This is a genomic window from Aliiroseovarius sp. ABM4_368, from assembly GCF_056161205.1.
The window spans coordinates 266,848-293,846 of sequence record NZ_JBSWYR010000001.1 but is presented as its reverse complement, the minus strand read 5'-3'; the positions used below and the strand labels follow the sequence as shown (position 1 = coordinate 293,846).

At 58.8% G+C, this 26,999-nt stretch carries 28 protein-coding genes; 13 read left to right on the top strand and 15 right to left on the bottom strand.

The genetic code is table 11. The annotated features are described in order from the left end of the window. Positions 1–39: 39 nt before the first annotated feature. The 10 genes from ACXAH3_RS01520 (at position 40) to ACXAH3_RS01475 (ending at position 7,659) form a co-directional block, all read left to right on the top strand. Positions 40–429 carry a tellurite resistance TerB family protein gene (locus ACXAH3_RS01520; RefSeq protein ID WP_474860300.1) on the top strand — a complete coding sequence of 130 codons (390 nt, stop codon included), beginning with the start codon at positions 40–42 and terminating at the stop codon, positions 427–429. Then, positions 426–1,103: a hypothetical protein gene (locus tag ACXAH3_RS01515; RefSeq protein WP_474860299.1), complete on the top strand. Its 678-nt coding sequence runs from the start codon at positions 426–428 to the stop codon at positions 1,101–1,103. Before ACXAH3_RS01520 ends, ACXAH3_RS01515 begins: the two co-directional genes overlap by 4 nt. Positions 1,104–1,116: 13 nt before the next feature. Next, on the top strand, positions 1,117–1,410 hold the full coding sequence (locus ACXAH3_RS01510; RefSeq protein ID WP_474860298.1) for a DUF1330 domain-containing protein: 294 nt from the start codon (positions 1,117–1,119) through the stop codon (positions 1,408–1,410). Positions 1,411–1,474: 64 nt separating this feature from the next. Continuing rightward, positions 1,475–1,900: a tellurite resistance TerB family protein gene (locus tag ACXAH3_RS01505; RefSeq protein WP_474860297.1), complete on the top strand. Its 426-nt coding sequence runs from the start codon at positions 1,475–1,477 to the stop codon at positions 1,898–1,900. A 226-nt stretch (positions 1,901–2,126) separates the two neighbouring features. After that, complete coding sequence (locus ACXAH3_RS01500) at positions 2,127–2,930, top strand: ABC transporter ATP-binding protein (RefSeq protein ID WP_474860296.1); 804 nt, start codon at positions 2,127–2,129, stop codon at positions 2,928–2,930. A gap of 39 nt (positions 2,931–2,969) precedes the next feature. Next, positions 2,970–3,683, top strand: a complete 714-nt coding sequence (locus tag ACXAH3_RS01495; protein WP_474860295.1) for a transporter substrate-binding domain-containing protein — start codon at positions 2,970–2,972, stop codon at positions 3,681–3,683. Between the two features lie 67 nt (positions 3,684–3,750). Continuing rightward, entirely contained in the window at positions 3,751–4,635 is an 885-nt protein-coding gene (locus ACXAH3_RS01490; RefSeq protein WP_474860294.1) for an ABC transporter permease, read from the top strand. After that, complete coding sequence (locus ACXAH3_RS01485; RefSeq protein ID WP_474860293.1) at positions 4,632–5,438, top strand: ABC transporter permease; 807 nt, start codon at positions 4,632–4,634, stop codon at positions 5,436–5,438. Before ACXAH3_RS01490 ends, ACXAH3_RS01485 begins: the two co-directional genes overlap by 4 nt. Positions 5,439–5,527: 89 nt before the next feature. Further along, complete coding sequence (locus tag ACXAH3_RS01480) at positions 5,528–6,199, top strand: type 1 glutamine amidotransferase (protein ID WP_474860292.1); 672 nt, start codon at positions 5,528–5,530, stop codon at positions 6,197–6,199. 230 nt (positions 6,200–6,429) lie between these two features. Then, positions 6,430–7,659, top strand: a complete 1,230-nt coding sequence (locus ACXAH3_RS01475) for a DegT/DnrJ/EryC1/StrS family aminotransferase (protein WP_474860291.1) — start codon at positions 6,430–6,432, stop codon at positions 7,657–7,659. Positions 7,660–7,789: 130 nt separating this feature from the next. Here ACXAH3_RS01475 and ACXAH3_RS01470 read toward each other — a convergent pair whose 3' ends face one another. Together ACXAH3_RS01470 and ACXAH3_RS01465 are read right to left on the bottom strand one after the other, a co-directional pair. Continuing rightward, positions 7,790–8,752, bottom strand: coding sequence for a LysR family transcriptional regulator (locus ACXAH3_RS01470; RefSeq protein WP_474860290.1), 963 nt, complete (start codon positions 8,750–8,752; stop codon positions 7,790–7,792). Between the two features lie 61 nt (positions 8,753–8,813). Then, positions 8,814–10,856: a ComEC/Rec2 family competence protein gene (locus ACXAH3_RS01465; RefSeq protein WP_474860289.1), complete on the bottom strand. Its 2,043-nt coding sequence runs from the start codon at positions 10,854–10,856 to the stop codon at positions 8,814–8,816. A 126-nt stretch (positions 10,857–10,982) separates the two neighbouring features. On the opposite strand from ACXAH3_RS01465, the gene gltX reads away from it, so the two are divergent. From gltX to ACXAH3_RS01450, 3 genes are all read left to right on the top strand, one after another. Then, positions 10,983–12,389: a glutamate--tRNA ligase gene (gene gltX / locus ACXAH3_RS01460; RefSeq protein ID WP_474860288.1), complete on the top strand. Its 1,407-nt coding sequence runs from the start codon at positions 10,983–10,985 to the stop codon at positions 12,387–12,389. Positions 12,390–12,449: 60 nt separating this feature from the next. Further along, on the top strand, positions 12,450–13,745 hold the full coding sequence (gene gltA / locus ACXAH3_RS01455) for a citrate synthase (RefSeq protein ID WP_474860287.1): 1,296 nt from the start codon (positions 12,450–12,452) through the stop codon (positions 13,743–13,745). 102 nt (positions 13,746–13,847) lie between these two features. Next, on the top strand, positions 13,848–14,222 hold the full coding sequence (locus tag ACXAH3_RS01450; RefSeq protein WP_474860286.1) for a GFA family protein: 375 nt from the start codon (positions 13,848–13,850) through the stop codon (positions 14,220–14,222). Positions 14,223–14,225: 3 nt separating this feature from the next. On the opposite strand, the gene ACXAH3_RS01445 is transcribed toward ACXAH3_RS01450, so the two are convergent. From ACXAH3_RS01445 to ACXAH3_RS01385, 13 genes are all read right to left on the bottom strand, one after another. Further along, positions 14,226–14,639: a hypothetical protein gene (locus tag ACXAH3_RS01445; protein ID WP_474860285.1), complete on the bottom strand. Its 414-nt coding sequence runs from the start codon at positions 14,637–14,639 to the stop codon at positions 14,226–14,228. Between the two features lie 91 nt (positions 14,640–14,730). After that, on the bottom strand, positions 14,731–15,507 hold the full coding sequence (locus ACXAH3_RS01440; protein WP_474860284.1) for an enoyl-CoA hydratase-related protein: 777 nt from the start codon (positions 15,505–15,507) through the stop codon (positions 14,731–14,733). 94 nt (positions 15,508–15,601) lie between these two features. Then, positions 15,602–16,060, bottom strand: a complete 459-nt coding sequence (locus ACXAH3_RS01435) for a cytochrome c-type biogenesis protein (RefSeq protein ID WP_474860283.1) — start codon at positions 16,058–16,060, stop codon at positions 15,602–15,604. After that, the gene (locus tag ACXAH3_RS01430; RefSeq protein ID WP_474860282.1) at positions 16,057–18,027 is read right to left on the bottom strand and encodes a heme lyase CcmF/NrfE family subunit; all 1,971 of its coding nucleotides are present in this window, start codon (positions 18,025–18,027) and stop codon (positions 16,057–16,059) included. Before ACXAH3_RS01430 ends, ACXAH3_RS01435 begins: the two co-directional genes overlap by 4 nt. 88 nt (positions 18,028–18,115) lie before the next feature. After that, the gene (locus ACXAH3_RS01425; protein ID WP_474860281.1) at positions 18,116–18,541 is read right to left on the bottom strand and encodes a hypothetical protein; all 426 of its coding nucleotides are present in this window, start codon (positions 18,539–18,541) and stop codon (positions 18,116–18,118) included. Positions 18,542–18,674: 133 nt separating this feature from the next. Beyond that, entirely contained in the window at positions 18,675–18,866 is a 192-nt protein-coding gene (locus tag ACXAH3_RS01420; protein WP_474860280.1) for a hypothetical protein, read from the bottom strand. Beyond that, positions 18,856–19,446 carry a holin family protein gene (locus ACXAH3_RS01415; protein ID WP_474860279.1) on the bottom strand — a complete coding sequence of 197 codons (591 nt, stop codon included), beginning with the start codon at positions 19,444–19,446 and terminating at the stop codon, positions 18,856–18,858. The genes ACXAH3_RS01420 and ACXAH3_RS01415 overlap by 11 nt, the downstream gene beginning before the upstream one ends. Next, positions 19,437–20,048 (bottom strand): holin-associated N-acetylmuramidase, encoded by a 612-nt coding sequence (locus ACXAH3_RS01410; RefSeq protein WP_474860278.1) that lies wholly within the window; start codon positions 20,046–20,048, stop codon positions 19,437–19,439. Before ACXAH3_RS01410 ends, ACXAH3_RS01415 begins: the two co-directional genes overlap by 10 nt. Before the next feature lie 66 nt (positions 20,049–20,114). Further along, positions 20,115–20,567, bottom strand: coding sequence for a cytochrome c maturation protein CcmE (ccmE, locus tag ACXAH3_RS01405; protein WP_474860277.1), 453 nt, complete (start codon positions 20,565–20,567; stop codon positions 20,115–20,117). Positions 20,568–20,594: 27 nt separating this feature from the next. After that, on the bottom strand, positions 20,595–21,623 hold the full coding sequence (argC, locus tag ACXAH3_RS01400) for an N-acetyl-gamma-glutamyl-phosphate reductase (protein WP_474860276.1): 1,029 nt from the start codon (positions 21,621–21,623) through the stop codon (positions 20,595–20,597). A gap of 54 nt (positions 21,624–21,677) precedes the next feature. Then, a complete protein-coding gene (murI, locus tag ACXAH3_RS01395) occupies positions 21,678–22,490 on the bottom strand; it encodes a glutamate racemase (protein WP_474860275.1) in 813 nt (270 codons plus the stop codon). 4 nt (positions 22,491–22,494) lie between these two features. Continuing rightward, a complete protein-coding gene (locus ACXAH3_RS01390; RefSeq protein ID WP_474860274.1) occupies positions 22,495–23,367 on the bottom strand; it encodes a lysophospholipid acyltransferase family protein in 873 nt (290 codons plus the stop codon). 70 nt (positions 23,368–23,437) lie between these two features. Beyond that, positions 23,438–26,854: an indolepyruvate ferredoxin oxidoreductase family protein gene (locus ACXAH3_RS01385; RefSeq protein WP_474860273.1), complete on the bottom strand. Its 3,417-nt coding sequence runs from the start codon at positions 26,852–26,854 to the stop codon at positions 23,438–23,440. Between the last annotated feature and the right edge of the window lie 145 nt (positions 26,855–26,999).

Here is a 26,999-nt window from a genome sequence, read left to right as displayed (position 1 = left end):
CCCTGTCTTAGGGTTCTTCTGACAATGAAGGAGCCGCCAATGTCGCAAGCTGATCAGATCTGTTGGACCGAAGACGCACAGCGCGCCATGGGTGTGCTTCTGGTGCGTTTGGCACGGGCGGATGCGGATTACGCACAGGCCGAGATCGCGCGGATCGACCGCCTGTTCGCCCGCCACTATGACCTGAACCCGGTCAAGGCCGCAAAACTGCGCGCCGAATGCGAGGCACAGGAAAAACAGGCAGGCGCGACCGAAGATTTGGCCAAAGCCGTGCAAAACATGATGCCGCTTGAACAGCGTGTGAAGATCATAACCGCCCTGTGGCAAGTTTCGCTGGCCGATGGCGTGTTGCGCGATGAAGAAGCCGATCTGGTTGCCCGCGTGGCCGACGCCGCAGGCGTACCGCGCAGTGACATCACGGTGGAATGAGGTCGGTCGCGACCTTCGCCTTCTGCCTATGGGCGGCCCCCGCACTGGCCGATCCCGTCACACAAGTTCCCTTTGATCAGATCGCACAAACAGCGTCAGGCCTGATAGATTTCGAGAACTTCTCGGTTTTGCCCGAGCCGGGACAAGCGATTCCCGGCACCATCCACGCGCCCGGCATCACTTTGGGGTCGGCATTGGTTGGGCAAGCCCTAACGGCAAACGACAGTTTTGCAATGCTTTCAGGCGCACCCTCGTCCCCGCCCCGTGTCGACCCAAATCCACCCGCCCCTCCGTTGGCCATCGCCTTTCACGCAGGCTTTGGATCTAACGCCGCGTTCCCCTTGGGGCCGGACGGGTTCGCACAGCGTTCGGGCCGGGGCGAAGGTACGTTGGCAATCCATTTCGACGCACCGGTCCACGCCTTCGCACTGCGCCTGCATCTGGACTATGCTGACCCGCTGGGCAGCCGCTCTGCCCCCGGCCCGATCTGGCTGCATTTCTATGGACCGAATGCGACACAGCTTCACATCGAGACTCTGACGCCCGCGCATGGTGTGCAGAGCTTCGGCTTCCTTAGCACCGCGCCGATCGCCGGGATAACGGTTTCACATCACGATCCCGGCGGAATTGCGATTGACGACATCCGCTATTCCTTGGACAGTCTGACAAACTGACAGGGGAACAGGTATGGCCAAAGGTTATTGGATCGGCCGCGTCGATGTGGACGACCTCGATCGCTATATGGATTATGTCAAAGCCAACGGCCCTGCATTTGCAGAATATGGCGGGCGCTTCATCATCCGGGGCGGGTCGTTCGAATGCGTCGAAGGCACCTCGCGGTCGCGCAATGTTGTGATCGAGTTCCCCAGCTATCAGGCCGCGCTTGATTGCTATAACAGCGACGTCTATCAGGCCGCCAAGGCCTTTCGCGACCCGGTGTCGGTGGCCGATCTGGTCATCATTGAAGGTTATGACGGATAAATAAGGGGGATGGGCTTGGCATTTCCTGCGCCATGCCCACATTGAATATATGCTGAAATCGCTTTTGGACAAATTGACCCAACCCGCCCCGCAGCCGCTTCAAGACGGGGATGCCCGACTGGCAGTCGCCGCCATTTTGGTGCGGCTTGCGCGTGCAGATAACGATTATGACGCTGCTGAAAAGCGCGCGATTGACCGGATTTTGGCACAGCGACACGGGCTGTCGGATGCCGACGCCGCCGCCCTGCGTGCCGAGGCCGAGGCGCTGGAGGCATCGGCCCCTGACACCGTTCGCTTCACCAATGCGGTGAAGGACGCCGTCCCCTTGGATGACCGTATCGCCGTTCTGGAAGCAGCTTGGACCATCGTTCTGACCGATGGCGAGCGCGCCTCGGAAGAAGACGCACTGATGCGGATGATTCCCCGGTTTCTTGGGATCAGCGACCTTGACAGCAATCTGGCACGCCAGCGCGCCCAGAAGGCGCTTTAAACCGTCGCGCGCCATCCTTACGCGAATCCGTTCCAAGCCTCGTCCGCAAGCGATCGCTCAGGTTTTCAACTGCCTGTTGATACTTGCCACCTAAACCGGCATTTCGCAGCGCGAACCGACCTTCCGCCCAGATTTACGTGACTTCCCCGTCATTTCGCCGTTGCAATCCTGATAGATTTGCTTCCTACTCGGGCATCACAAAACCTGACTTAAACCGGAACCACTCGTGCCTCACGATAACTCTGACCAACATACTGCCGACACCGCGTCGGTGATCGAAATCCGCGACTTGCACAAAAGCTATGGATCGCTGGAAGTTCTCAAAGGCGTCGATCTGGTGGCCCCGCGCGGGCATGTGGTTTCGCTGATCGGGTCCTCGGGGTCGGGGAAATCCACCCTTCTGCGCTGCGCCAACCTGCTTGAGGAAAGTCAGCAAGGCGACATTCGTTTTGAAGGCGAGCCGATCAAGTGGAAGGGCAAGGGGCTGCATCGCCATCCTTCCGATCGCGCACAAGTCACGCGCATCCGCACCAACCTGTCGATGGTGTTCCAGCAGTTCAACCTGTGGTCCCACATGACCATCCTGCAAAACGTGATGGAAGCGCCAGTCACCGTCCTTGGCCGCGACAAGGCCGAGGTCGAAGAGAAAGCCCGCGAATATCTGGCAAAGGTCGGCATTGGCGACAAATGCGACGTCTGGCCCGCGCAGCTGTCAGGTGGTCAGCAACAGCGTGCCGCGATTGCCCGTGCGCTGTGCATGGAACCCAAGGCACTTTTGTTTGACGAACCCACATCGGCCCTTGACCCGGAACTAGAGCAAGAGGTCGTGAAGGTCATCAAGGATCTGGCCGCCGAAGGCCGTACCATGATCATCGTGACCCATGATATGCGCATGGCCCATGATGTATCCGACCACGTGGTGTTTCTGCACCAAGGTCTGATCGAAGAAGAAGGCGCCCCGGCCGAGCTGTTCGGCAACCCAAAAAGCGAGCGCCTGAAGCAATTCCTGTCTCACTCGCAACCCGTGTGAGACCAACTTAAACCAAAAAATGCAACTTGGGAGTAAATCATGAAAAAACTGATCGTCTCGACAGCAGCACTGGCCCTTTCGGCCGGCGTTGCACTGGCCGCGGACACCGTGCGCCTTGGCACGGAAGGTGCTTATGCGCCGTGGAACTTCGTAAACGATGCCGGCGAAATCGACGGCTTCGAGCGTGAACTGGGCGACGAGCTGTGCGTCCGCGCCGAGCTGACCTGCGAATGGGTTAAGAACGAATGGGACACCATCATTCCGAACCTCGTCTCGGGCAACTATGACGCCATCATCGCTGGCATGTCGATCACCGACGAGCGCGACGAGGTCATCGACTTCACCCAACCTTACACTCCGCCAGATCCCTCGGCCTATGCTGCTATGTCGGCTGACGTAGACCCGGCATCTGGTGTTGTGGCTGCTCAGGCGACCACCATTCAGGCCGCATTCGTGGCCGAGCAAGGCTGGACACTGGTTGAATTCGCAACCCCGGAAGAAACCGTTGCTGCCGTGAAGAACGGAGAAGCTGATGCGGTTCTGGCCGATAAATCCTTCCTTGACACCATGGTAGGCAATGACGGTCTGGTGATGCTGGAGCGCATGGAGGCCATCGGTGGTGGCGTTGGCATGGGCATCCGTGAAAGCGACGGCGACCTACGCGCCAAGTTCGACGCAGCCATCCAGTCGATGAAAGACGACGGCACGTTGAACACCATGATCGCCAAATGGGAAGTTGCTTCTCAGTGGTAATGTAATGGCCGGGCCCGTGTGCTGAGGCATGCGGGCCCGCTTTATATCCGGATAGACCCGATACGCGATGTTTTCCTATTGCACCGATCCTTCCACGCTTCAGGGCTTTAATTGGCTCAGCTGCTACCTGACCACAGGCAAGCACATGGCGTTCTATCAATCCTTCGGGATTGTCTTGGTGCTGTTGGCAATCACCGCGCCGGTGGCTTTGATGTTTGGCTTTGCGGGCGCAACCGCCGCGCGGTCTCGCATCTGGCCGATCAGCCTTTTGGGCAAAGGCTATACCGCCATTGTGCGCGGCGTGCCGGATATCGCGTTCTTTATGTTCTTCGTAATCGCTCTGGACCAAGGGTTCGAGTATCTGCGCCACAAGGTAAAGTGTTCGGACTGGTCCGAACCAGTGCGTCAGGGCAATGATTTTGTGGTCTGCGCGCAGGCCAAACTGCCGCTATCCACCAGCCCCCAATGGGTGCACGAGACCTATGGCTTTGCGCTGGCCGTGCTGACCTTTGCCATCGTATTCGGCGCCTTCGCGGCCAACGTGCTTTTCGGCGCAATGAAAGCCGTGCCCCGCGCCCAACTGGAAACCGCCGAGGCATATGGCATGTCGCCCCGCCAATCCTTCTGGCGCATCATGGTGCCGCAAATGTGGGTCTATGCCCTGCCCGGCTTGTCGAACCTTTGGATGATCCTGATCAAGGCCACCCCGCTTTTGTTCCTGCTGGGCGTCGAAGACATCGTCTATTGGGCGCGCGAGCTTGGGGCAACCAAATCCGCCAAGTTTTCGGACTATCCGCATGGGAACTGGAACGCCTATTACTTCGGCGGGCTTTTGGTCTTCTATCTGCTGCTCACCTCGATCAGCGAACGCGTCTATAAACGCCTGTCCGCCCGCCTGTCCCACGGACAAGCCACCGCCGCTGGCGAAGCGCAACGGAAGGCCGCGACATGAGCTGCATTCAGACAATCCAGGACTATGCCTTCCGCTCGATTGGTTTTGGCGAACGCCTACTGCCACGCGATGGCTATACCCTGTGCGAGCATTTCACGCTGATCGGATCGGGCATGATTTGGAACATCTATTTCGGCCTCGTCGCGATCCTGTTTGGCTTCTTCGCCGCCACGGGGCTGGCCATGGCCAAGAACAGCACCTCGGCCAAGCTGCGCAAACCGGCCGAGTTCTTCATCTATGTATTCCGTGGCTCGCCCTTATTCATCCAGATGTTCTTTGCTTACGCGGTGTTCCTATCGATCAAGCAAAGCGTGCCGGGCTTCTCATCGCTGACATCAGCATGGCTGGGCGCGGCGATCGTGCTGTTTTTGAACACCACCGCCTATTCCGCCGAGATATTTTATGGCGCGCTACAATCCATCCCAAAGGGAGATCTGGAAGCTGCCGACGCCTATGGAATCACAGGTTGGAACAGGTTTAAACGCGTTGTTTGGCCGTCAATGATGCGCCTTGCATGGCCCGCTTATACGAACGAAGCGATCTTCTTGTTCCACGCTACGGCTTTGGTTTACTTCTCGGGCTTTCCGGTCTGGCAGCAACGCGGAGACGCGCTCTATTACGCCAGCTATTTCGCGGACAAAACGTTCAACCCGTTCATCCCCTATCCGATCTTGGCCTTCTATTTCATCCTGCTGACGCTGGCTGTTATCACGATTTTTGGCCGCATTGGAAAGCGGCTGAACCGGCACCTGCCGCAGGCTGTGATCCGCCGCCCCAGCTTTATGCGCACCTTGTTTCGCTGATCAATCACGCAAGATTGCCCTTGCCCCGGCGTAACGGCTCGGTTACGTCATATATGACCGCTCAGTAATTTGATCAAATTTGGTGACACATGAAAATCGGCATCCTGCAAGCAGGCCATTCCCCTGACGAACTGCGCGACAGCGTTGGTGATTATGGCGAGATGTTCACCCGGCTTCTGGACGGGCACGGGTTCGACTTCCAAATCTTCTCGGTCGTGGATGGTGAATTTCCTGCTGGCACAGAAGATGCGGATGGCTGGCTGATTACTGGGTCAAAACACGGCGTCTATGAAGATCACGACTGGATTCCGCCGTTGGAAAATCTGATCCGCGATATCCGCGATGCTGGCCAGCCCTTGGTTGGAGTCTGCTTTGGCCACCAAATCATCGCGCAGGCCCTTGGCGGCAAAGTCGAAAAATTCGACGGCGGCTGGTCCATCGGCCGCACCGAATATGACTTTGGCGACCAGAAAATGGCCCTGAACGCTTGGCATCAAGATCAAGTGATCGACGCCCCCGATGGGGCCGAAATCATCGCCTCGACCGATTTCTGCGCAAACGCGGCGATGATGATCGGCGATAGGATCCTGACGATCCAGCCCCATCCCGAATTCACCGCGCCCTTGGTCGCGGGCCTGATCGAACATCGCGGTCGTGGCAATGTGCCGGACGCGCTGCTGGATACAGCCGAGGATGCACTGAGCGCTGCAACCGACAACGCGAAATTCGCTGAAAGGATGGCGGCTGTCCTGAAAGGCTGACCCGTCACACCCTGCGCTTAGACCTTAAAAGCCACGCCAAACCGGCGTGGCTTTTGCGTTTTAACACAATCGTCACCCCGGAATTCAGTAACAGCTATACGACAAACCGGAAAATAAATCCGCCCGAATTGCGCTGATTTCTCTGGCCAGCCCCCCCTCGTCATTTTATATTTTCCAAAATGACCTTTCGGAAAACCCGAAGAGGTAAGCGCTCGAACGAGGAGACAAGCATGACCCTGCACCAGAAAGTCGCGCCGAATGTCCATGACGCCGAACCCATCCCCGAAGCGGCCCGGGCCGAAATCGACCGCCTGCTGCAATCGGGAGACCTCTTCCGTTACACCGCACCCGAGGATGCACCGGTCGCCCTTCTGGAGGCCGAGTTTGCCCAGATGATGGGCGCGAAATATGCGCTGGCCGTTGCCAGCTGTTCGGCTGCGCTGTTTCTGTCGCTGAAAGCGCTGAACCTGCCGCGTGACGCAAAGGTCTTGATCCCCGCCTTCACTTTCGCTGCCGTACCAAGTTCTGTGGTCCACGCCGACTGCAAACCGGTGCTGGTGGATGTGCAGGACAATTACCGCATCGACATGCGGGATTTCGCCGCCAAACTGACCCAAGACGTGGGCGCGGTGATCATCAGCCATATGCGCGGACATACCTCGGATATGGATGCGATCATGCAGCTGTGTGACGCGGCCAACATCCCCGTGATCGAAGACGCCGCCCATTCGCTGGGCACGCTGTGGCATGGGCGCAAAATCGGTACGATTGGAAAAATTGGCTGTTTCTCGTTCCAGTCCTACAAGATGCTAAACGCGGGTGAAGGTGGCATTCTGATCACCGACGACGCCGAGCTGGCGGCACGTGCCGTGATCATGTCCGGCGCTTATGAACACAACTGGAAGAAACACAAAACCGCACATGGTGAAAACTCGACCGATCTGGCCGACGCTTTTGCCCGCTGGCAAAACCAACTGCCACTTTACAACACGCGCTTGTCCAACCTGTCCGCCGCCGTGATCCGCCCGCAATTGCCGGAACTGGATCGCCGCGTGACAGACGGGCTGCGCAATCACGACTATGTCGCCGCAAAGCTGGACAAAAGCCCGTGGATCACCGTCCCCGCGCCACTGTCCCCGGAAACTCGCGCGCCTGATTCCATCCAGTTCAATCTTGATGGTGTCAGCGACGAAGACACCATTGCCTTCCAGGCGGCCGCCAAAGCGCGCGGTGTCAGCGTGCAGGTCTTCGGGATGAGCGAAGACAACGCCCGCGCCTTCTGGAACTGGCAATTCATCGACGACCAAGGGCCGCTTCCGCAAACCCGCGCGATGCTGTCACGCGCCTGCGACACCCGCTTGCCGGTGCGTTTGACGCAGCCCGAGCTGGACTTCATTGCCGACGCCATTGTGGGTGCTATCGCCGAGGTCAAAGCCCCGAAAACGGAGACTGCGGCGTAAAACTCATCGCATTTTCTTGTCATAAGTAACTTGGGGTTCAAGGGCTTCCCGGAATTGGTCCGGGGGACCAATTCGCCCGATGAACGGGCGGAGCCCTTAGCCTAGGCGCAGAGGGGCAAAGCCCCTCCCCCTACAACACCCGCAGAGCGCCCTTCAGCCACGGATACTCGTGAACCGCAGGCCCGACGATCAGCGTGTCCAAAAGCGTGCGGCACTGCGCGGCCAGATCGCGCGGAAGATCCCCCAGCATATCCTGACGCGCAACAAGGTTGATGCGCCGGGTCAGGGGCGCGAAAGGCAGTTCGATCAAGTCAGCCGCATCCCGGAAACGGTGGGCGCGCAGGAACCCCAAGGGCGTAATGATCGTCCAGCCAGCGCCGCCCGCCACCATCGCCATGATCGCGTGATAGCTGTCCAGCTCGAACCGGTTGTCCAGCTTAAGGTTCTGGCGCGCCAGATGGTCCGAAATCACTCGCCCCATATGGTGACGCGCCGTGTATTGCACCAGCGGAAGGTCTTTCAGTACCTCACGCGGATTGCGCCCGCCAATTAACCCCTTGGGGACAGCGGCAACGAAGGGCTCCTCCATCAGGGGATGCGCTTCCATCCACGGGGTCGACGCGCCGGTATCCGCGGCGACGATCACATCCAAGGCCCGCGCATCCAATTGGTCGTGCAGGCGGTGGGATGCCCCGGTTTCCAGCAGAAATCGGGTTGTTTTCAGTTGGCTGGCGGCGTCCGACAACAAGCGCGGGGTCACATCTGCGTCGAAATCCTCGATCATGCCAAGGCGCAGGCGCGACAGTTGCGACATCGCCCCCAGCGTCAGTTCGGCCTTGGCCTGCTCGGCCTCGTTCAAGATGGCTTGTGCGCGTTTTAAGAACAGCGCCCCAGCTGCGGTCAAAGACACAGGCCGGGCCGAGCGATCCAACAGGCTAGTCCCAAGTGCGGCTTCAAGATTGGTTAGTTGCTGACTAACCGAGGACGGGCTGACCCCCAAGCGCCGTGCGGCCATGGAAATCGAGCGTTCATCGGCAATCGCCACGAACACCTCGACCCCCCAAAGTGTGATCCGCCCGGCAGTTTCGACCATGGTGTTCTCCTTTGCCCAGAAGCTAGGGGCAAAGCCGGGTCCGGGCAACATCCAATCCCGTCTAGCGAGTCCAAAGGCGGGTGGTGCCTTCCCGGCGGGTCGGTTCGACCGACCAGCCATCCGGGTCGATCCACACCGCCACCGCGCCGGTTTTAGCAAGGGCCGCGCGGTCCAACACCGTGCATCCCTTGGGCGGAGGGTCGTCTCGCCACGCGGCCAGCACCACCAGATCTGCGGTAGCGCAGGCGTCGGCCAGACGGTCCTCGGCACCGCGCCCGGTCAGTTGCAGCAATGACAAGCCGGCCAAGTCAACCTCGAGCTGCCCCTTCTGACCCGCGAACCCGTCGCGTTCAAACGCGATCTCTTGCGTGGCGGCGTCCCCGTCATTTTCAAGCCATGATCGGGCGGCGAAGCCTTCGCCCCTCGATTTTGAGAGCACCCGCCCCTGATCCGTCATCACACCGATCAAGCCGCCGGACCCGCTGATCAGCACCGTTGGGCGGTCCACATTAGCCCAACCGGCAAGGATCATCACTGCGGGCAGCAGCACCACCCATCGTTCGCGTCCGCGTAACAGCACCAGCAGAATACCTGCGACGGCCATTACGGGCAGCACAAAGCCGGGCGGCGTCACCACTTTCCCCACTGCCCCGTCCAGAGATGACACCGTTTCGGCCACCCACAGGATCCAGCGGATCGGCCAATCCATCAGCCAAAGTGCCACAACCTCAAGCCGGACCACAGCCAGCAAGGCGGCCAGGACGGCCAGCGGCATGATCACGGCGCCCATGATTGGCACGCTAAGCAGGTTGGCGACCAGCCCGTAGTGGCTGACCTGATTGAAATGCGCGGCCCCAATCGGCGCAGTTGCAAGCCCCGCCACGGCCGAGGATATCACCACCGCCGCCACTGGCCGCAACCAGCCGGGCAAATGGCGGGCCGTTTTATCCCGTGATCGGTCCCGAATCCACGCGAATACCGCGACCAGCGCGGTGGTGGCGGCGAAAGACATCTGGAAGCCCGGCTCGACCAAGGCTTCGGGCGTCAGGATCAACACGATCATCGCCGCCATGGCCACCGCGCGTAAGGTCAACGCGCGCCGGTCGAACAGGATCGCCACGAACATCGTTGTGACCATGATGAAGGCCCGCGTGGTCGCCACCGCGCCGCCCGACAAAGCCAGATAGAACACCCCTGCTCCGATGGCGGTCACGGCAGCTAGTTTCTTGACGGGCAGATTCAGGGCCAGACGGGGCCAAAGCCCTAACAACACTCGTATCGCCTGAAAAACAAAGCCGGTCAGAAGTCCCATATGCAGGCCCGAGATCGCCAGAAGATGCGCAAGGTTTGATCCGCGCAGCGCGTCGATCGTGTCCCGATTTATCGAGGACCGGTCGCCCGTTGTGATCGTCGCTGCAAAGGCACCGCTGTCGCCGGGCAACACGGCACGGACCCGGTTCGCAATCACTTGCCGAAACCGCCCGATGGCCAAAGACAGCTCGCCCTTCGGCGGGGACAACAGAAGCGCAGGGCTGCGCGTGTATCCCACGGCACCGATGCCGCGAAACCACGCCATACGTTGGAAATCAAAGCCACCGGGCTCGACCGGGCCATTGGGACCAGACAGATGGCCGGTCAGGGCGATGCGCTGCCCAATGGCGGGGGCGAGGTATGCCTGATCGCCATGCAAAGACACCCTTACCCGATCAGGCAATTTACGTGGGTTCACATCCGACAGCCGCACCTGATCCAAGGTAAGCCGCACCGCGTCCGATTGCGAACGGTCCATCACGATAATGCGCCCTTCAATCGGGCCGTAATATCGGAAATCCAGCACCGGCCCCGCGACCCAATGCGCACGCGCCCCGGCAACTCCAAAGCCAAGGGCCACGCAGATCAGCGCCCGTGCCAGCGGACCGATACCCCACGGCCAAAGCCATGCGACGCCTGCGCAGACCAGCGCAAGAACGGCCAATCCCGTATAGGTCACAATGTCCGGTTCGCGCGCCTGTGCGAAGTACAACCCTATCCCCGTGCCAAAAAACAGTGGTGCCCAGATCAGGAACCGACCGCGTTCTTCTTCGATACGAGACAAGAGATTCACGACCGCACCCTTGTTCAAACCCTTCCTTTTGTTAAAAGCACCCCAACAAAACTTGGTTTCAGGTCTTACCTGAAACACCTCCCCCTCTGCGTAGCGCGCGCATGGTTTCCAAAAGGTTAATGACCGATGTCTCAAACGCCCCAGATTGTCACCCGTTTCGCCCCCTCGCCCACCGGTTATCTGCATATTGGTGGTGCCCGCACGGCGCTGTTTAACTGGCTTTATGCCCGTGGCCGTGGCGGTAAATTCCTTTTGCGGATCGAGGACACCGACCGCGCCCGTTCGACCCCCGAGGCGACCGAGGCAATCCTGAAAGGCATGGCGTGGCTGGGTCTGGACCATGACGGAGAGGTCGTCAGCCAGTTCGACCGCGCCGACCGTCACGCCGAAGTTGCCCTTGAAATGCTGGCAAACGGCCACGCCTATAAGTGCTTCGCCACGCAGGATGAAATTCAGGCCTTCCGTGACGAAGCGCGGGCAGAAGGGCGTTCGACCCTGTATCAAAGCCCTTGGCGCGATGCTGATCCGGCAACTCATCCGGACGCGCCCTATGTGATCCGCTTGAAAGCGCCGCGTGATGGCAAGACCGTGATCCGCGACGAGGTGCAAGGTGATGTCACGATCCGCAATGATCAGCTGGACGACATGATTTGTTTACGTTCGGATGGCACACCCACCTATATGCTGGCCGTAGTTGTTGATGACCACGATATGGGCGTGACCCATGTGATCCGGGGCGATGACCACCTGAACAATGCCGCACGCCAGACGATTGTCTATCAGGCGATGGGTTGGGATCATCCCGTTTGGGCGCATATCCCGCTGATCCATGGACCAGATGGGAAGAAGCTGTCCAAGCGCCACGGCGCGCTGGGGGTCGAGGAATATCAGGCCATGGGCTATCCCGCACAAGCAATGCGCAACTATTTGGCCCGTCTGGGCTGGAGCCACGGTGATGACGAGTTCTTTTCGGACGCGCAGGCCTTGGAGTGGTTTGACCTGTCCGGCATTGGCAAAAGCCCCGCGCGGTTCGACTTCAAGAAGTTGGACAATTTGTCCGGGCAACATCTGGCCGCGATGGATGATACTGACGTTATGGCAGCGCTAGAAGGCTACATCTCGGCGGCGGGCGAACCATCTTTGCAGGTGCAGCAACGTCAACTGGTGCTGTCCGCAATGTACGTACTGAAAACAAGCGCGAAGACTTTGCCCCAACTGCTTGAAAAGGCAAGGTTTGCAACGGTTTCGCGCCCCATCGATCGCGACGAGAAAGCCGAGAAGGCCCTTGATAATGTATCCCGCGGTATACTGAAAGAATTGACGCCGCAGCTGCAAAATGGTAGCTGGGACCGCAACACGCTTGAGGGTGTTCTGAATGGCCTCGCCGAGGCCCACGATCTCAAGTTTGGCAAGCTGGCAGCACCCTTGCGATCAGCCCTTGCTGGACGGGCCGTAACGCCCAGCGTTTTTGATATGATGCTTGTCCTTGGACGCGACGAAACCATCGCGCGGCTTGAGGAGGCGAGCGCCTAAAGCAAAAGCGCCTGCCTAACGGGGCAGGATGCTGCCAACACGAACATGAAGGGAATTCAAATGACTGCAAACACCGGAACCGCAAAGCTTATCTTTGGAGACAAAGAGCTGGAACTGCCGATGCACTCTCCGACAGCAGGTCCCGACGTGATCGACATCACGAAGCTCTATGCGCAAGGTGGCGTGTTCACCTATGACCCCGGCTTCACGTCGACCGCAAGCTGCGATTCGACGATTACCTTCATTGATGGCGGCAAAGGCGAGCTTCTTTATCGTGGCTATCCGATCGACCAGCTGGCGGAATCGTCGCATTATTTGGAAGTCTGCTATCTGTTGCTGTACGGTGAACTGCCGACCGCGACAGAACTGGAAGATTTCGAAAGCCGCGTGACCAACCACACGATGGTGCACGAACAGATGACCAAGTTCTATTCGGGCTTCCGTCGCGACGCACACCCGATGGCGATCATCACCGGCGTTGTTGGCGCCATGTCTGCCTTCTATCACGACTCGACTGACGTGAATGACCCTTGGCAGCGCGAAGTTGCTGCGATCCGCATGATCGCGAAGCTGCCGACCATTGCTGCGATGGCGTATAAGTATTCGATCGGTCAGCCGTTTGTGTATCCGAAGAACGATCTGGACTATGCGTCGAACTTCCTGCGCATGTGTTTTGCCGTTCCGGCCGAAGAATATGTGGTGAACCCGATTCTGTCGAAAGCCATGGATCGCATCTTCACCTTGCACGCCGATCACGAACAGAACGCGTCGACCTCGACCGTGCGTCTGGCTGGGTCGTCGGGCGCCAACCCGTTCGCCTGTATCGCTGCTGGCATCGCCTGCCTGTGGGGACCTGCCCACGGTGGTGCAAACCAAGCCTGCTTGGAGATGCTGCGTGAAATCGGATCGGTCGACAACATCCCGGAATACGTGGCCCGTGCCAAAGACAAGGACGATCCTTTCCGTCTGATGGGCTTTGGTCACCGCGTTTACAAGAACTTCGACCCGCGCGCGAAGGTCATGAAGGAAAGCGCAGACGAAGTTCTGGGCCTTCTGGGCATCGAAGACAACGAGACCCTGAAAGTCGCCAAGGAACTGGAGCGTATTGCGCTGGAAGATCCGTATTTCGTCGAGAAGAAACTGTACCCGAATGTCGACTTCTATTCGGGCATCATTCTGGAAGCCATGGGCTTCCCGACTTCAATGTTCACCCCGATCTTCGCGCTGTCGCGCACCGTCGGCTGGATCTCGCAGTGGAAAGAGATGCTGGGCGATCCGGGTCAGAAAATCGGCCGCCCGCGCCAGCTGTATCTGGGCGCGACCGAGCGCGACTATATCGACGTCGACAAGCGCTAATCCAAACAACTCCAGAGAAAAGCCGCCGATTTCGGCGGCTTTTTTCGTTTTCGTGGAAGCAACAGCAGCAACGGCTATTCTATTCAGCCAAGGAGGTTGAACATGTCGCAATACCTTTCAGGCCGCTGCCTGTGTGGCGCCTGCCAGTTCGACTATTCAGGTGAAATACGGTTCACGATCCAATGCTATTGTCGGGATTGCCAGCAAGCGACCGGGACAGGCCATGCCCCTCAGATAATGGTCTCGCGTGATCGGCTGATGACGAAAGGCCCGACAAAGACGTTCCGTAAACGCGCGGATTCTGGGGCTATGCTGGAGTTCATCTTCTGCCGCGACTGCGGCGCGCCGCTGTTGAAAGCCACGTCGCGCATGCCGGACGCCATCGCCATTTATGCAGGCGCATTGGACGATCCCTCGCTGTTTGAACGTGGCGAGGATGTGTTTGAAGACAGCCGCCAGCCCTGGGATCAGGGCTAGGGCTTACCCTTTCAATTCACGCGCTTGTTCGTCATTTCTTTTGCTGGGGAACAACCACAAGGAACTGCCTAGCAACACGGCAAGGCTTAGCGGAGGAAGACCCGCCCACATTGCGTCACCGGGATCATGTACGACCGAGATTGCGCCCAGTATTGCTAGCATTGCGACCAACAGCCAGATGAGCACTTTGGCGATACTTCCAACGCCCTTCCGTCGAATGTACCGAAACAACAGGAAAAGCGTTGCCAGAAGCGGTTGCAATGCAAGAAAAATGAACAAAGCCCCAAGCAGCTTCTGATCCCAGTCGGCGTGACCCGATCCGAGGCAATCGGTCATACCGCAAAGCCCGAGCCAACCGAATGCTGCCAATATGAAAGCAGATATCACCAGCGCTGGAAACAATAACAGATAGATCATCGGCCACTCCGCAACTCTGCCGAAAATGTCCCGGTGTTGAACAACAGCTCAACACCGGCAGAAAACTGGAGCATTCGTGCAGACTAGGAACTCAGCGCCCTTCATACTGCGGCGTGCGTTTCTCAAGGAACGCCAGCACGCCCTCCTTAAAGTCGCGCGACTTGCCGCATTCGCCTTGCAGGCTGGCCTCAAGCGCCAGTTGCTCGTCCAGCGTATTACTCAGCGATGCGCGCATGGCTTTCTTGATGTTGCGATAGGACAGGGTCGGGCCCTTCGCCAATTGCTCGGCCCGCTTGCGCCATGTGGCCTTAAAGTCGTCATCGGCCACGCATTCCCAGATCAGGCCCAGTTCCGCAGCCTCTTTCGCGGGCATCTTTTCAGCGAACAGAGCCGCGCCCATTGCCTTGGCAAAGCCCATCTGACGCGGCATCCAATAGGTGCCGCCCGCGTCCGGGATCAGCCCGATACGCGAGAACGCCTGCATGAAGAAAGCGCTTTCCGACGCGATCACCACATCCGCGGCCAGCGCGATGTTGGCCCCTGCCCCGGCAGCCGCGCCATTCACGGCAGAAATCGTCGGGATCGGGCTGTCATAGATTGCGCGCAGCAGCGGTTCGTATTCGTCGCGCAGGGTACGTTCCAGATCGACCTCGGCAGCATTGGCGCGGTCACCCAGATCCTGACCCGAGCAGAAGGCACGCCCCGAGCCGGTGATAACCAAAGCGCGGGCGGTCTTACCAGCCGTATCGACGGCATGGGCGATCTCGGCCCGCATCTGTGTGTTCAGCGCGTTCATCACGTCGGCGCGGTCGAAAGTTAGGACCGCCAAGCCGTCGGTGATGTCCAGTGTGATCGTTTCGTAAATCATCTCATCCTCCCGGAAGTTTCGCGCAGATTAGCCGACCAGATGGTCAGGTAAAGGTGAACGCCCCGTCATTTGCGAAGTTTCTTGCGAACAGGCCTTAGTCGTCCAGCAATTCCTGCAATCGCGCCTGTTCGTCCTGCGTCAACGCCTGCGCACTTTCCTGCGCGCGAGCGCGGCGACGCAGGTACAGCCCGCCCGACAGCGCTGCGATCAGGAACAGCACCGGTCCGGCTGCCCACAAGATCAGGTTCGCGCCGGTGCGATTGGGTTTCATCAGCACATATTCGCCATAACGCTCGACGATGAAATCCACGACCTGATCATTGCTGTCGCCTTCCACAAGACGTTCCCGCACCAACAGGCGCAAATCGCGCGCAATGGACGCGTTGCTTTCATCGATGTTCTCGCCACGGCACACAACGCATTTCAGCCCAGCCGAGATGTCGCGGGCGCGTTCCTCTAGCACCGGATCATCCAGCACTTCGTCCGGGTTTACCGCAAGGACGGGCGTCGCAAGACAGCCCATCACAGCCAGCGAGGCTATCAAACGCTTCATTCGGCAGGCACTCCTTCGATGCGGGTTTTAGCTGCGCCAGCTGCAACACGGAACCGGCGATCAAACAGGCTGAAAATGCCGCCCAATGCCATAATGATCGACCCCGCCCAGATCCAATTGGCAAAGGGCTTGATGAAGGTGCGCACGGCCCAGCCACCACCTTCCTGCGGGTCACCGATCACCAAATAGATGTCGGTCCAGAACCCGTTGGAAATCGCAGCCTCAGTGGTCGGCATCGCCTGCACCGGATAGACACGTTTTTCAGGGAACAGCGTGGTCAGCTGGCGGCCATCTTTGTCCACCCGCAGCTTGGCCTTGGTCGAGATATAATTCGGCCCTTGTTCGCGCCCAACCGTCACCAGTGTGATGTCATAATCCGCCACTTGGAAGGTCTCGCCGATTTGGGCGACGCGGATGTCCTCGACCTCCCATGCCATCAGGCCGGAAATCCCCATCATTGTGATCCCAAGCCCGGCATGGGCGGCAAATTTGCCCCAATCGGCACCCGGCAAACGGCTCAGGCGCGACAGACGGTTTGCGATGGCGCCACGCCCGGTACGACCGAAGATATCTGTCATCGCGCCTGTCACCAACCACGTCCCAAGAAACATGCCAATCGGTCCTAAGGCAGACTTGCCCGTCTGCATGGCCCAGACCAGCGCCAGAACGGCCACGGACAGCACCATCGCTGGCACCAGTTGCTTCACGGCGCGCCCGATCTTGGCCCGCTTCCATGGCAACATGGCCCCAATGGGCAGCACTAAGGCCAAAACCAACATGAAGGGGGTAAAGGCCGCTTCAAAGAACGGCGGCCCGACCGAGATCTTGCGGTCGAACGCCTCGCCCACCAGGGGCCAAATCGTGCCAACAAACACGACGAAGGACGACACGGCCAGCAGGATGTTATTCACCACAAGCGCGCTTTCGCGGCTGACAATGCCGAAGACGCCCTTGGCTTCCATCGCGCCGGCGCGAGCAGCGAACAGCGTAAGCGCGCCGCCGGTGAAGAACAGCAGGATAAACAATATGAAGACGCCGCGTTCGGGATCGGATGCGAAGGCATGGACCGAGGTGATCACACCAGACCGCACGATAAACGTGCCGATCAGCGAGAAGCCAAAGGCCAAGATCGCCAGCAGGATCGTCCAGCTTTTCAGGCTCTCGCGTTTCTCGACCACGATGGCCGAGTGCAACAGCGCAGCCGCAAACAGCCATGGCATGAAGGACGCGTTTTCAACGGGATCCCAGAACCAGAAGCCGCCCCAACCCAGCTCGTAATAGGCCCACCAACTGCCAAGCGCGATGCCGATTGTCAGAAAAACCCACGCGGCCAGCGTCCATGGGCGCACCCAGCGGCCCCATGCTGCGTCAATGCGGCCCTCGATCAAGGCGGCAACGGCGAAGGAAAACGCCATCGAAAGGCCCACATAGCCCAGATACAGGAAAGGTGGATGGAAGGCCAAACCGGGGTCTTGCAACAGCGGGTTCAGATCCTGCCCGTCAAAGGGCGGCTGAGCCAGACGCAGAAACGGGTTCGATGTGAAGATGATGAAGGCCAAAAAAGCCACAGCGATCGAGCTTTGAACCGCTAGCACCCGCGCTTTCAGCGTTCTGGGCAAATTTTGTCCAAACCACGCTGCCGTCGCGCCAAAACCCGCGATGATCAGCACCCACAAAAGCATTGACCCTTCGTGGTTCCCCCATACGCCCGAGATTTTGTACAGCATTGGCTTGGCAGAATGCGAATTCAGCGTGACCAGACGGACTGAAAAATCTGACGTCACAAACGCATAGGTCAGCGCCAAAAACGACGTGGAAATCAGCAGAAACTGGATCGTCGCGGCCGGCACGGCCATCTCCATCCAGCTGTTCCAGCCCTTATGCGCCCCGATCAGTGGCACAATGGTTTGCACCATCGCCACGCCCAGCGCCAAGATCAGCGCAAAATGTCCAAGCTCTGTAATCATGCGGCAGACTTTACAGAGAGTCGCGCCTAGTCACTAGCCCTTGCCGAGCCATGCGGCACCGGGTCACGGGGTTTTGTTTGGCTCAGGCCTAATGCACGATCAGATATATCGCGGTCGAGCACATCACAGCCCCCAATACCGGAGCCAAAAACGCCGCCCCATGCAACCCGAAAGACCTGTGAATAACGCTGAAATGAAGCACGGCCCCGGACAGGTACACGGCAAGCGGCGCGAAATGCAGCGCGCTTGCGACCATCGCCTCGGGCGCGCCCAGAAGCGCATAGATCCACCACCAGCCCAGCACCAAACTGGCCCCGCACCAGCTGTATGCCATGCCCAGCGCCAAAGGGGTGGCACGTTGCAGGTAAAGCCACAGGAAGGTCAGCGCGATCATCAGGCCTATCAGTGTGATAGCCCCAAATCCGATCTGGAAAATCACCTGATAGCCCGCGACCCAATATCCCAATTGCAGCAAGATGGCCAAAGCGGCCACAAGAAGAGATGCCTGTTTCATTTCTGCAAGATACTCCTGACAACCGTGTCTAACTCCGCCGCTGCTTGTTCGTTTTGTGAAAGCGCGCGCTTGAAGCGATCCGCCAAAATGACGTCCTTGAGGCGCTGTTTCACACAATAATACAGGCGCCAAATCATCCCCGCCCCCCGCCTGCGGGCAGTCGCTCGCGAATGATCGTTGTGATCTCGATCAGGATGGACGAGTTTTTGTCCAAGACCGCCCGCGTCGCCTGATCCTTCTGCAAATCGCGATAGAGCAGATAGAACACCAGCAAGACCCAGGGACCGTGCTCGGCCACCAGTTTCAGGATCATCTCACTTGCCATGGCGGTGCTTCATCCAGTCTTTCAGGGCGGCGTTATCGCTGGTGTCCACGCGATCCGATGCCTGAAGGGATGCAGAGGCCGTTTCTACCAAAGGTGCTATCTCAACAGGATCAACCTGCACGGCGGTCTCTGCCTTGTCCCCGTCGCGCAACCCGTTCGAACGCACCAAAACCTCGGCAATCGAGCGCTGAAACTCCTGCCCTTTCACCTGCTGGCGCGCCCCAAAATAGAAACTGACAATCGCGCCCATCAGCCACCACAGCGGCTCGGGCACCAAAGCCACGCCTTGCATCCTGTCGGCAAACCAAACCGGATCCACCATTGCCGCTGCGAACAGGCCCAGCGTCGACAGCGCCAAGGCTGGGCGCGGGACACGGTTCAGCCCGTCCATGAAGCGGTCAAACCAGCCTTTGCGGGCATGTGCGAACTCAGCCGCAAACGCCTCGATCGCGGCCAATTGCAACCCGACCTCACGGGCCGAGGCAGCTTCCGCATTCTCGCGAAATACTTCCGCCGTTTCGCGCACCACATTGCCGCGCTCGCCAAACAGCACGCCCAACACACCGCCCATCAGCCCCATGCCCGCACCCTTTCGTTATGATCAGCATCTGTAAAATGATAGCGGGGCGTGATGAATTCCTCGGCGCGCTTGATCCAGCCGCCCTTGCCCCCATCCTGCCGCCGCGCATATTTGCGCGAGGCCGGGCGGCGATCCGCCAGACGATAGTAATAATTCCGACGTTCAATCCCGTAAGCATCCACCAGATGATCCGGCGCAGCCCTCATCGCATCTCGTGCGATGCCCAAGGTCTGAGGCCCAAGCGCCCCGTCTTGCGCGAGCTCGTACCCCATCTTCTCGAACAACCCCTGCAAGATTCTGACCGCATTGCCGCCCGCGTTGACGTACATGTCGAACACTGTGGCTTGCAGCGGTTCAGGCAGCTCGCCAATACGCGGCTTGTCAAAATAATGCTTCAAGAAAATATCGCGCGCCTGCGCATGGGTCAGTCGCTTCACGTCGGATGGCGTTATCTTTCCATCCCCATCCAAATCCAGCCCCAATCGGCGCATGGTATGGATCGTGACCCCGTATTTTGTTGCCCCGCCGGGATCGTCGGGGTCATTCACATAGCCGCCTTCACGGGCGACGATCTGATTAGCGATGTCTGTAACACTCTGCATCCGGGCCTTCCCCGTATTGAAAAACACGGGGCTAAGGCTGCGGAAGTCAGGTTAACAATGTGGAAATCAGTCGGTCGGTTCGACGTAGACGCCGCTTTCTTTCAGACTGTCCACGACCTCTTTCGGCATGTATTCCTCGTCATGTTTGGCAAGGATTTCAGTGGCTTCAAAGATGCCATCGACATATATTCCGGTGCCGATCATACCTTGGTTTTCCGCAAACAGATCGGGCAGCACGCCGGTATAGCGCACAGGCACGGTTTCCGCCCCGTCGGTCACAGAAAAGCTGACGGTTTCGCCCTGCCCACGAACGATTGTGCCTTCGGACACCAGCCCGCCCATGCGGAACACCTCGTCCGCGCGGGGCGGCTCGGCGATCACTTCGGTGGGCGAGCGGTAATAGTTGATCCCGTCCTTCAGCGCATAGCCAATCAACCCGGTCGACATGGCAAGCGCCACGAATGCCAGAACGATGATCTGGATACGACGGGTTTTTTTCAGGCTTTTAAGACCGGCCATGGCTGGCTCCTTCTTAATGGCGTTAGATTACGGGAAGACGGGGGGCATCATCAGCCCAGTGGTTTCATCTTCGCCCAGCATCAGATTGGCATTCTGCATCGCTTGGCCAGACGAACCTTTGCACAGGTTGTCCAAAGCAGACACGACCAGCGCACGGCCCGGAATACGATCGCCTGCTACGCCCAGATGACACTGGTTCGAGCCCATCACCTGCCCCATACCCGGCAGCTTGCCAAAGGGCAGCACGGTGACGAAGGGCTCATCTGCATATTGCGCCACTAAGGCGGCGTGAATCGCCTGCGGGTCTCCGTCCACATAGCAATCGGCCAGAATACCCCGGTTCACGGGCACCAGATGCGGGGTAAACTGGATACGCACATCGCGCCCCGCCAGCATCGAGAATTCCTGATCGAACTCGCCCAGATGGCGGTGTGTGCCACCCTGCGCATAGCCCAGAACATCGGTCGAGCGTTCGGCAAACAGCATGTTTTCCTTTAGCGACCGACCAGCCCCCGAGATCCCATTCTTCAAGTCACAGATGATCCGGTCCAGATCGACCAGCCCGCCGGAAATCAACGGACGCAAAGCATATTGGACGGTCGCGGCGTTGCAGCCGGTGCCCGCAACCAGACGCGCGTTTTTGATATCGTCGCGATAGAACTCGGTCAGGCCATAGACAGCTGTCTTCTGCAATTCCGTCGCCACATGCGGAGCGCCATACCATTTTTCATATTCCGCTGGATCACGCAGACGGAAATCTGCACCCAGATCGACGACCTTCACGCTTTCGGGCAGATCGCGCACCAATGCTTGGCTCAGCCCATGCGGAAGTGCCGCAAAGGCCAGATCCACGGCCGAGAAGTCAATCTCGTCCATCTTAACCAGCTTCGGCAGATCCAGATGGCGCAGATGCGGATAGACATCCGACATCTCTTGCCCGGCCTTGCGGTCAGCAGACAGGGCGACGATTTCCATCGACGGATGGGTGGCGATCAGGCGGACAAGCTCGGCTCCGGTATAGCCGGACGCACCAAGAATGGCGATTTTGTGGGTCATTTCGACCTCCTGCGAATTCGACAGATAGATAGGTGTTTTGCGCGCGCCTTGCAATCAGGCGGCTTCGAAAGCGATCTTTCGTCGCAGGAATTGCGTCGCGCGGTTGGACACTTGGACGGGATCGCCCGTGGTCAGGAACTTCGAAACCTCGCCCGTGCCGCGCATGTTGGGATGACGCTCAAGGTAATCCGCAAGGCTTTCGGCAACCAGATTTGCTTGGCTGTAGACCTTCACGCCTGCCCCCAACGCGTCTTGGAATTCCTTTTCCATCAGCGGGTAATGGGTGCAGCCAAGAATGGCAGCCTCGGGCTTGGGCATCTTGCGTTTCAGCGCGTCCACATGGCTGCGCACCAAGGCGTCAGCCAAGATCATGTCACCGTCTTCGATGGCATCGACGACACCACCGCAGGCTTGCGCCTCGACATCCACACCGATGGCGCGGAAAGCCAATTCACGCTGAAACGCACGGCTCGAGACAGTGGCCGGTGTTGCAAACAGCGCCACGTGCTTCACCTCGACCTCGCGCGGGGGCGAGTTGTCGCCCCATTGCCGTTCGGTCAGAGCCTCGATCAGCGGAACAAACACGCCAAGAACGCGTTTATCGGTCGGGATCCAGCTTTCCTGCATCCGCCGCAGGGCCGCCGCCGATGCTGTGTTACACGCCAGAATAACCAGATCGCAGCCCTGATCCCACAGGGCAGAAACAGCTTTGGTCGTCAGGTCATAAACATCATCCGCATCCCGCACCCCGTAAGGCGCATGCGCGTTGTCGCCGTAATAGACGAAGTCCACATCCGGCAGGCGTTTCGCGACCGCATCCAGAACCGTCAACCCGCCCAGGCCGCTATCGAAAATGCCTACCGCCATTGCTTTATGCCTTATGCTTGTCCTCGAACTCGAACCCATAGGCGCCTTGGGCACCGGGGGTCTGGGACAAGGCATAGGTCCGATCGCGCAGGAAATCCATCATGGATTTGCCGTCTTTGGCATATTCGCCCCACTCGCCGGGCAAAATCGGCTGGCCGACAGACAAGCTGACCGGCTTATCCACCCGCTTGCCGAACTCGCGGATCAACAGCGCCATGCGCAGTGTCGGGTGCACGTGGCTGGCCACTTGGAAACTGCGCGAGTTATGGCCGTGGAAACAGATCGGAACCACGGTGGCATTGGATTTGGCAATCATGCGCGCGGTGAACCGCCGCCAGCCGGGATCCAGCGGCAGTCCAAAGGGCTTTTGAGCGGTCGAGACCGTGCCCCCGGGAAAAATCCCAATCGCCCCGCCGTCCGCCAAATAGCTGCGCGCGGTATTGCGTGTCTCAAGGTTTACCTTCATCGCCTCGCGGGTTTCGGCGAAATCAACGGGCAGAATCACGCGATTCAGATCCTCGGCCTTGCGGAAAACCTGATGGGCAAGGATGCGGAAATCCCCGCGATGGCGGCTGAGGATATGACCCAGAACCAGACCGTCCAGAATGCCGTAAGGGTGGTTGGCCACAACGATCAAAGGGCCATCGCGCGGGATCATATCCAAAGAACCCTCGACCAGATCCAGTGACAGGCCAAAGCGATTCACCATCACCTGCCAGAAGTCCTTTCCTTCGGCGACCTCGGCGTCATAACCATTCGCGCGCTTGATCAGGCGCAAGCGCCCGGTCGCGTTCTCCATCACGCGAATGACGGCGCGTCCCGGACGGGTTTGCGCGCTGTGGGCATAGGTGATGTCACGGGCGACGTGTCTGCTCATCTGCTAGATCCTTGGTCGGATACCTTATCTTGCAGCCTGATGTAACAGATTCATGTCGCCCGCTGAACTCCTATTCTGCAGCTTCCAGCACCGGGTCGGACCCATCAAACTTCGACCAGAGCGCACGGCGACGTGTGTCAGCAGCTACAATGTTTGCCTCTTTCACCGGGCCGAAGCCGCGGATCGACAGGGGCAGTGCCGCGATTTCCAACGCGACGACGGTGTTGGTGTCCGTCAGTTCTGCCGCCAGGCGCTGCATGTCGGCTTCGTATTCAGCAATTAACCGACGCTCGGCCACACGTTCCTCGGACCGGCCAAATGGATCCAGCGCGGTGCCGCGCAGAACTTTCATCTTGGCCAGAAGCGGCGCTGCCTTCTCGAACCACTGCCCAAATCCGCGCTTCTTCGGCCGACCATTAGGGTCGCTTCCACCCAAACTCGGCGGCGCAAGGTGATAGGTCAGTTTCAGGTCGCCATCAAACTCGGCCTCGGCCTTAGCACGGGTTTCCGTCAGCATCCGAGCGACCTCGTATTCATCCTTATAGGCCAACAGCTTATGATATCCTTTGGCCACGGTTTCTTGCAGCACCTCAGGCATCGCCGCCACGAATTCACGGTATTTCGCGGCCAGCGCTTTGCCTTGGTATTTCACCAGATGATCCGCACGGAAGTCGATGATCTCGGCCAAGGTTTTGGGCAGTTCGATCACATCCGTTTGCAGATGTTTAGCCGCCTCGTCAGGGAAGGCCACAGCCCAGCGCCCCAGTTCAAATGCACGCATGTTGCGCTCGGGCGCTTGTCCGTTCAATTCAATGGCTTGCATCAGCGCATCATGGCTTAGCGGAACAATACCAGCCTGCCAGCTGGCCCCAAGCACCATCATATTCGAGAAGATACTGTCCCCCATCAGGATTCGCGCAAGTTCACTTGCATCAAACATCGCCAAGCGATCCCGCAGGCGCGCCTGAAGCGACAGCTGCAGCCGATCGCCGGGAATTGCGAAATCTGTGTCGCGGGTGAACTCGCCCGTCACGGTTTCGTGGCTGTCGACCACCGCGCCCGTGCGCCCGGTCTGGGTCAGGCCCAAAGTGGATGACGCGGCCGAGACCACCAACTCGCACCCGATCAGCGCGTCACATTCCCCCGTTGCCACACGAATGGCCGAGATATCCTCGGGCTTTTCAGAAATCCGAAGATGCACCGTAACAGCGCCCCCCTTCTGAGCCAGCCCGGCCATCTCCATCATGCCGGCACCTTTGCCGTCGATATGGGCAGCCTGCGCCATTACGGCCCCGATGGTGACAACACCCGTGCCACCAACGCCAGTGATCACCGTGTTGAACGTGCCATCAATCGACGGCAGTTTCGGCATCGGCAGATCAGGCAGATCCACCTCTGCTGTCGCGGCCTTCTTCAGCTTCGCACCTTCAACGGTCACAAAGCTGGGGCAGAAACCGTTCACGCAGCTGAAATCCTTGTTGCAGCTGGACTGGTCGATGGCGCGTTTACGGCCCAACTCGGTCTCGACCGGGACGATGGACACGCAGTTCGACTGCACGCCGCAATCGCCGCAGCCTTCGCAGATATCAGTGTTGATAAAGACCCGTTTGTCTGGGTCCGGAAACAGCCCGCGCTTACGGCGGCGACGCTTTTCAGCCGCGCAGGTCTGGATATAGAGCATGACGGACACGCCCTTGATATCCCGGCATTTTCTTTCGATTTCTAACAGCTCGCTGCGCGGATGGAATGTTAGGCCTTTGGGGAATTTCGACTGGTCCACATCCTCTTTTTCGTCATAGACGACAAACAAGTTCTTCACGCCCATCGCAACCACTTCGCGGGCAATGCGCGGTGCATCCAGATCGCCCTCGTTGTCCTGACCGCCGGTCATCGCGACCGCATCATTGAACAAGATCTTATAGGTAATGTTCGCATCCGAAGCCAAAGCTGCGCGGATCGCCATATTGCCCGAGTGGTTATAGGTCCCATCGCCAAGGTTCTGGAACACGTGGTCGGTGGTCGAAAACGGCGCCTCGCCGATCCAATTCACACCCTCGCCGCCCATATGCGTAAAGCCGACCGTGTCCCGATCCATCCACTGCACCATATAGTGACAGCCGATCCCCGCATAGGCCCGACTGCCTTCCGGCAGTTTCGTCGACGTATTGTGAGGGCAGCCCGAACAGAAGAACGGAAGACGCGCCGCGATGTCTGGAGCGTTGTCGGCAGCCTTTGCCTCGGCCAGAGCGCTCAAACCGGCCTTTACAGCTTCTGTGCCACGCCCTTCTTCGATAAGAATTTCACCCAGTTTCTCGGCGATCATGATCGGGTCAAGCGCATAGCGTGTCGGGAACAGCTCTAGCCGCCGTCCATTTTCCCAATTATCCCCTTTGTGCCAGCCATAAACGCGACGGCCACGGCGGTCATCAAAGATGGCTTCCTTGATCTGCACCTCGATCAGCTTACGCTTCTCTTCGACGACAACAATCAAGTCCAACCCCTCGGCCCATTCATGGAAGCTGTTCATATCCAGAGGGAATGTTTGGCCAATTTTGTATGTGGTTATACCCAGTCGTTCGGCTTCATTTTCATCAATGCCAAGCAGACCCAAAGCGTGAACCAGATCCAGCCAGTTCTTGCCCGCCGCAACAAAACCAATCTTCGCCCCCGGCTTGCCCCACATACGGTTGTCTATGCGGTTCGCGCGGGCATAAGCTTCGGCTGCGAAACGCTTATAGTCGATCATCCGTGCTTCTTGCGCCACCGGCTGGTCGCCCAAACGAATGTTCAGCCCGCCGTCTGGCATGTTGAAATCTGGAGTCACAAGCTGCATCCGGTCAACCCGGCCATCGACGACTGAAGTCGCTTCAACCGTGTCTTTCATGACCTTTAGGCCCGTCCAGACGCCAGCGAAGCGGCTAAGCCCATAGCCGTAAACACCATAGTCCAGAATTTCTTGTACACCGGCAGGACTTAGCACCGGGATATAAGCGTCGACCATCGCCCAGTCCGACTGGTGCAGCACGGTCGAGCTTTCGCCCGTGTGATCATCCCCCATCGCCATCAACACGCCGCCGTGCTGCGAACTGCCCGCCATATTCGCGTGCCGCATCACATCGCCCGAACGGTCAACCCCCGGCCCCTTACCGTACCAAAGCCCGAACACGCCATCATAGGCGCCTTCTCCGCGGACTTCGGCCTGCTGGCTTCCCCACAAAGCGGTGGCGGCGAGATCTTCGTTCAAACCGGGGTGGAATTTGATGTCATTGGGCTCAAGCCATTTGCGGCTTCGGTCCATCCACAGGTCTACACCTCCAAGCGGAGATCCACGATATCCGGTTACATATCCGGCTGTGTTTAACCCTGCACGCCGATCGCGCTCTTTTTGCAAAAGCACCAAACGCACCAGCGCCTGCGTGCCATTCAGCAGAACCTGATCTTTTGTCAGATCAAACCGGTCGTTCAGCGTGATTTCTGGCTTACCCATAACGTACCTCCCAATACGAAAAGTTTGCTGCAGTCGGATCTCCGATTTAGGTCAGAATATACGACCTATCATTTATAGGTCAACATATATGACCCATCAAAAGGGGGCCAATCACAATCCGTTCTGGCATTCATCACGATTCTGA

What these genes read in the sequence shown, in the direction of transcription:
- ACXAH3_RS01510 (WP_474860298.1), top strand. Translation starts at nt 1,117, where the DNA reads ATGGCCAAAGGTTATTGGATCGGCCGCGTCGATGTGGACGACCTCGAT.
- ACXAH3_RS01485 (WP_474860293.1), top strand. Translation starts at nt 4,632, where the DNA reads ATGAGCTGCATTCAGACAATCCAGGACTATGCCTTCCGCTCGATTGGT.
- ACXAH3_RS01415 (WP_474860279.1), bottom strand. Translation starts at nt 19,446, where the DNA reads ATGGGGCTGATGGGCGGTGTGTTGGGCGTGCTGTTTGGCGAGCGCGGC.
- ACXAH3_RS01420 (WP_474860280.1), bottom strand. Translation starts at nt 18,866, where the DNA reads ATGGCAAGTGAGATGATCCTGAAACTGGTGGCCGAGCACGGTCCCTGG.
- ACXAH3_RS01410 (WP_474860278.1), bottom strand. Translation starts at nt 20,048, where the DNA reads ATGCAGAGTGTTACAGACATCGCTAATCAGATCGTCGCCCGTGAAGGC.
- gltX (WP_474860288.1), top strand. Translation starts at nt 10,983, where the DNA reads ATGTCTCAAACGCCCCAGATTGTCACCCGTTTCGCCCCCTCGCCCACC.
- ccmE (WP_474860277.1), bottom strand. Translation starts at nt 20,567, where the DNA reads ATGGCCGGTCTTAAAAGCCTGAAAAAAACCCGTCGTATCCAGATCATC.
- ACXAH3_RS01445 (WP_474860285.1), bottom strand. Translation starts at nt 14,639, where the DNA reads ATGATCTATCTGTTATTGTTTCCAGCGCTGGTGATATCTGCTTTCATA.
- ACXAH3_RS01440 (WP_474860284.1), bottom strand. Translation starts at nt 15,507, where the DNA reads ATGATTTACGAAACGATCACACTGGACATCACCGACGGCTTGGCGGTC.
- ACXAH3_RS01430 (WP_474860282.1), bottom strand. Translation starts at nt 18,027, where the DNA reads ATGATTACAGAGCTTGGACATTTTGCGCTGATCTTGGCGCTGGGCGTG.
- gltA (WP_474860287.1), top strand. Translation starts at nt 12,450, where the DNA reads ATGACTGCAAACACCGGAACCGCAAAGCTTATCTTTGGAGACAAAGAG.
- ACXAH3_RS01480 (WP_474860292.1), top strand. Translation starts at nt 5,528, where the DNA reads ATGAAAATCGGCATCCTGCAAGCAGGCCATTCCCCTGACGAACTGCGC.
- ACXAH3_RS01520 (WP_474860300.1), top strand. Translation starts at nt 40, where the DNA reads ATGTCGCAAGCTGATCAGATCTGTTGGACCGAAGACGCACAGCGCGCC.
- ACXAH3_RS01475 (WP_474860291.1), top strand. Translation starts at nt 6,430, where the DNA reads ATGACCCTGCACCAGAAAGTCGCGCCGAATGTCCATGACGCCGAACCC.
- argC (WP_474860276.1), bottom strand. Translation starts at nt 21,623, where the DNA reads ATGACCCACAAAATCGCCATTCTTGGTGCGTCCGGCTATACCGGAGCC.
- ACXAH3_RS01385 (WP_474860273.1), bottom strand. Translation starts at nt 26,854, where the DNA reads ATGGGTAAGCCAGAAATCACGCTGAACGACCGGTTTGATCTGACAAAA.
- murI (WP_474860275.1), bottom strand. Translation starts at nt 22,490, where the DNA reads ATGGCGGTAGGCATTTTCGATAGCGGCCTGGGCGGGTTGACGGTTCTG.
- ACXAH3_RS01425 (WP_474860281.1), bottom strand. Translation starts at nt 18,541, where the DNA reads ATGAAACAGGCATCTCTTCTTGTGGCCGCTTTGGCCATCTTGCTGCAA.
- ACXAH3_RS01390 (WP_474860274.1), bottom strand. Translation starts at nt 23,367, where the DNA reads ATGAGCAGACACGTCGCCCGTGACATCACCTATGCCCACAGCGCGCAA.
- ACXAH3_RS01515 (WP_474860299.1), top strand. Translation starts at nt 426, where the DNA reads ATGAGGTCGGTCGCGACCTTCGCCTTCTGCCTATGGGCGGCCCCCGCA.
- ACXAH3_RS01495 (WP_474860295.1), top strand. Translation starts at nt 2,970, where the DNA reads ATGAAAAAACTGATCGTCTCGACAGCAGCACTGGCCCTTTCGGCCGGC.
- ACXAH3_RS01435 (WP_474860283.1), bottom strand. Translation starts at nt 16,060, where the DNA reads ATGAAGCGTTTGATAGCCTCGCTGGCTGTGATGGGCTGTCTTGCGACG.
- ACXAH3_RS01450 (WP_474860286.1), top strand. Translation starts at nt 13,848, where the DNA reads ATGTCGCAATACCTTTCAGGCCGCTGCCTGTGTGGCGCCTGCCAGTTC.
- ACXAH3_RS01490 (WP_474860294.1), top strand. Translation starts at nt 3,751, where the DNA reads ATGTTTTCCTATTGCACCGATCCTTCCACGCTTCAGGGCTTTAATTGG.
- ACXAH3_RS01470 (WP_474860290.1), bottom strand. Translation starts at nt 8,752, where the DNA reads ATGGTCGAAACTGCCGGGCGGATCACACTTTGGGGGGTCGAGGTGTTC.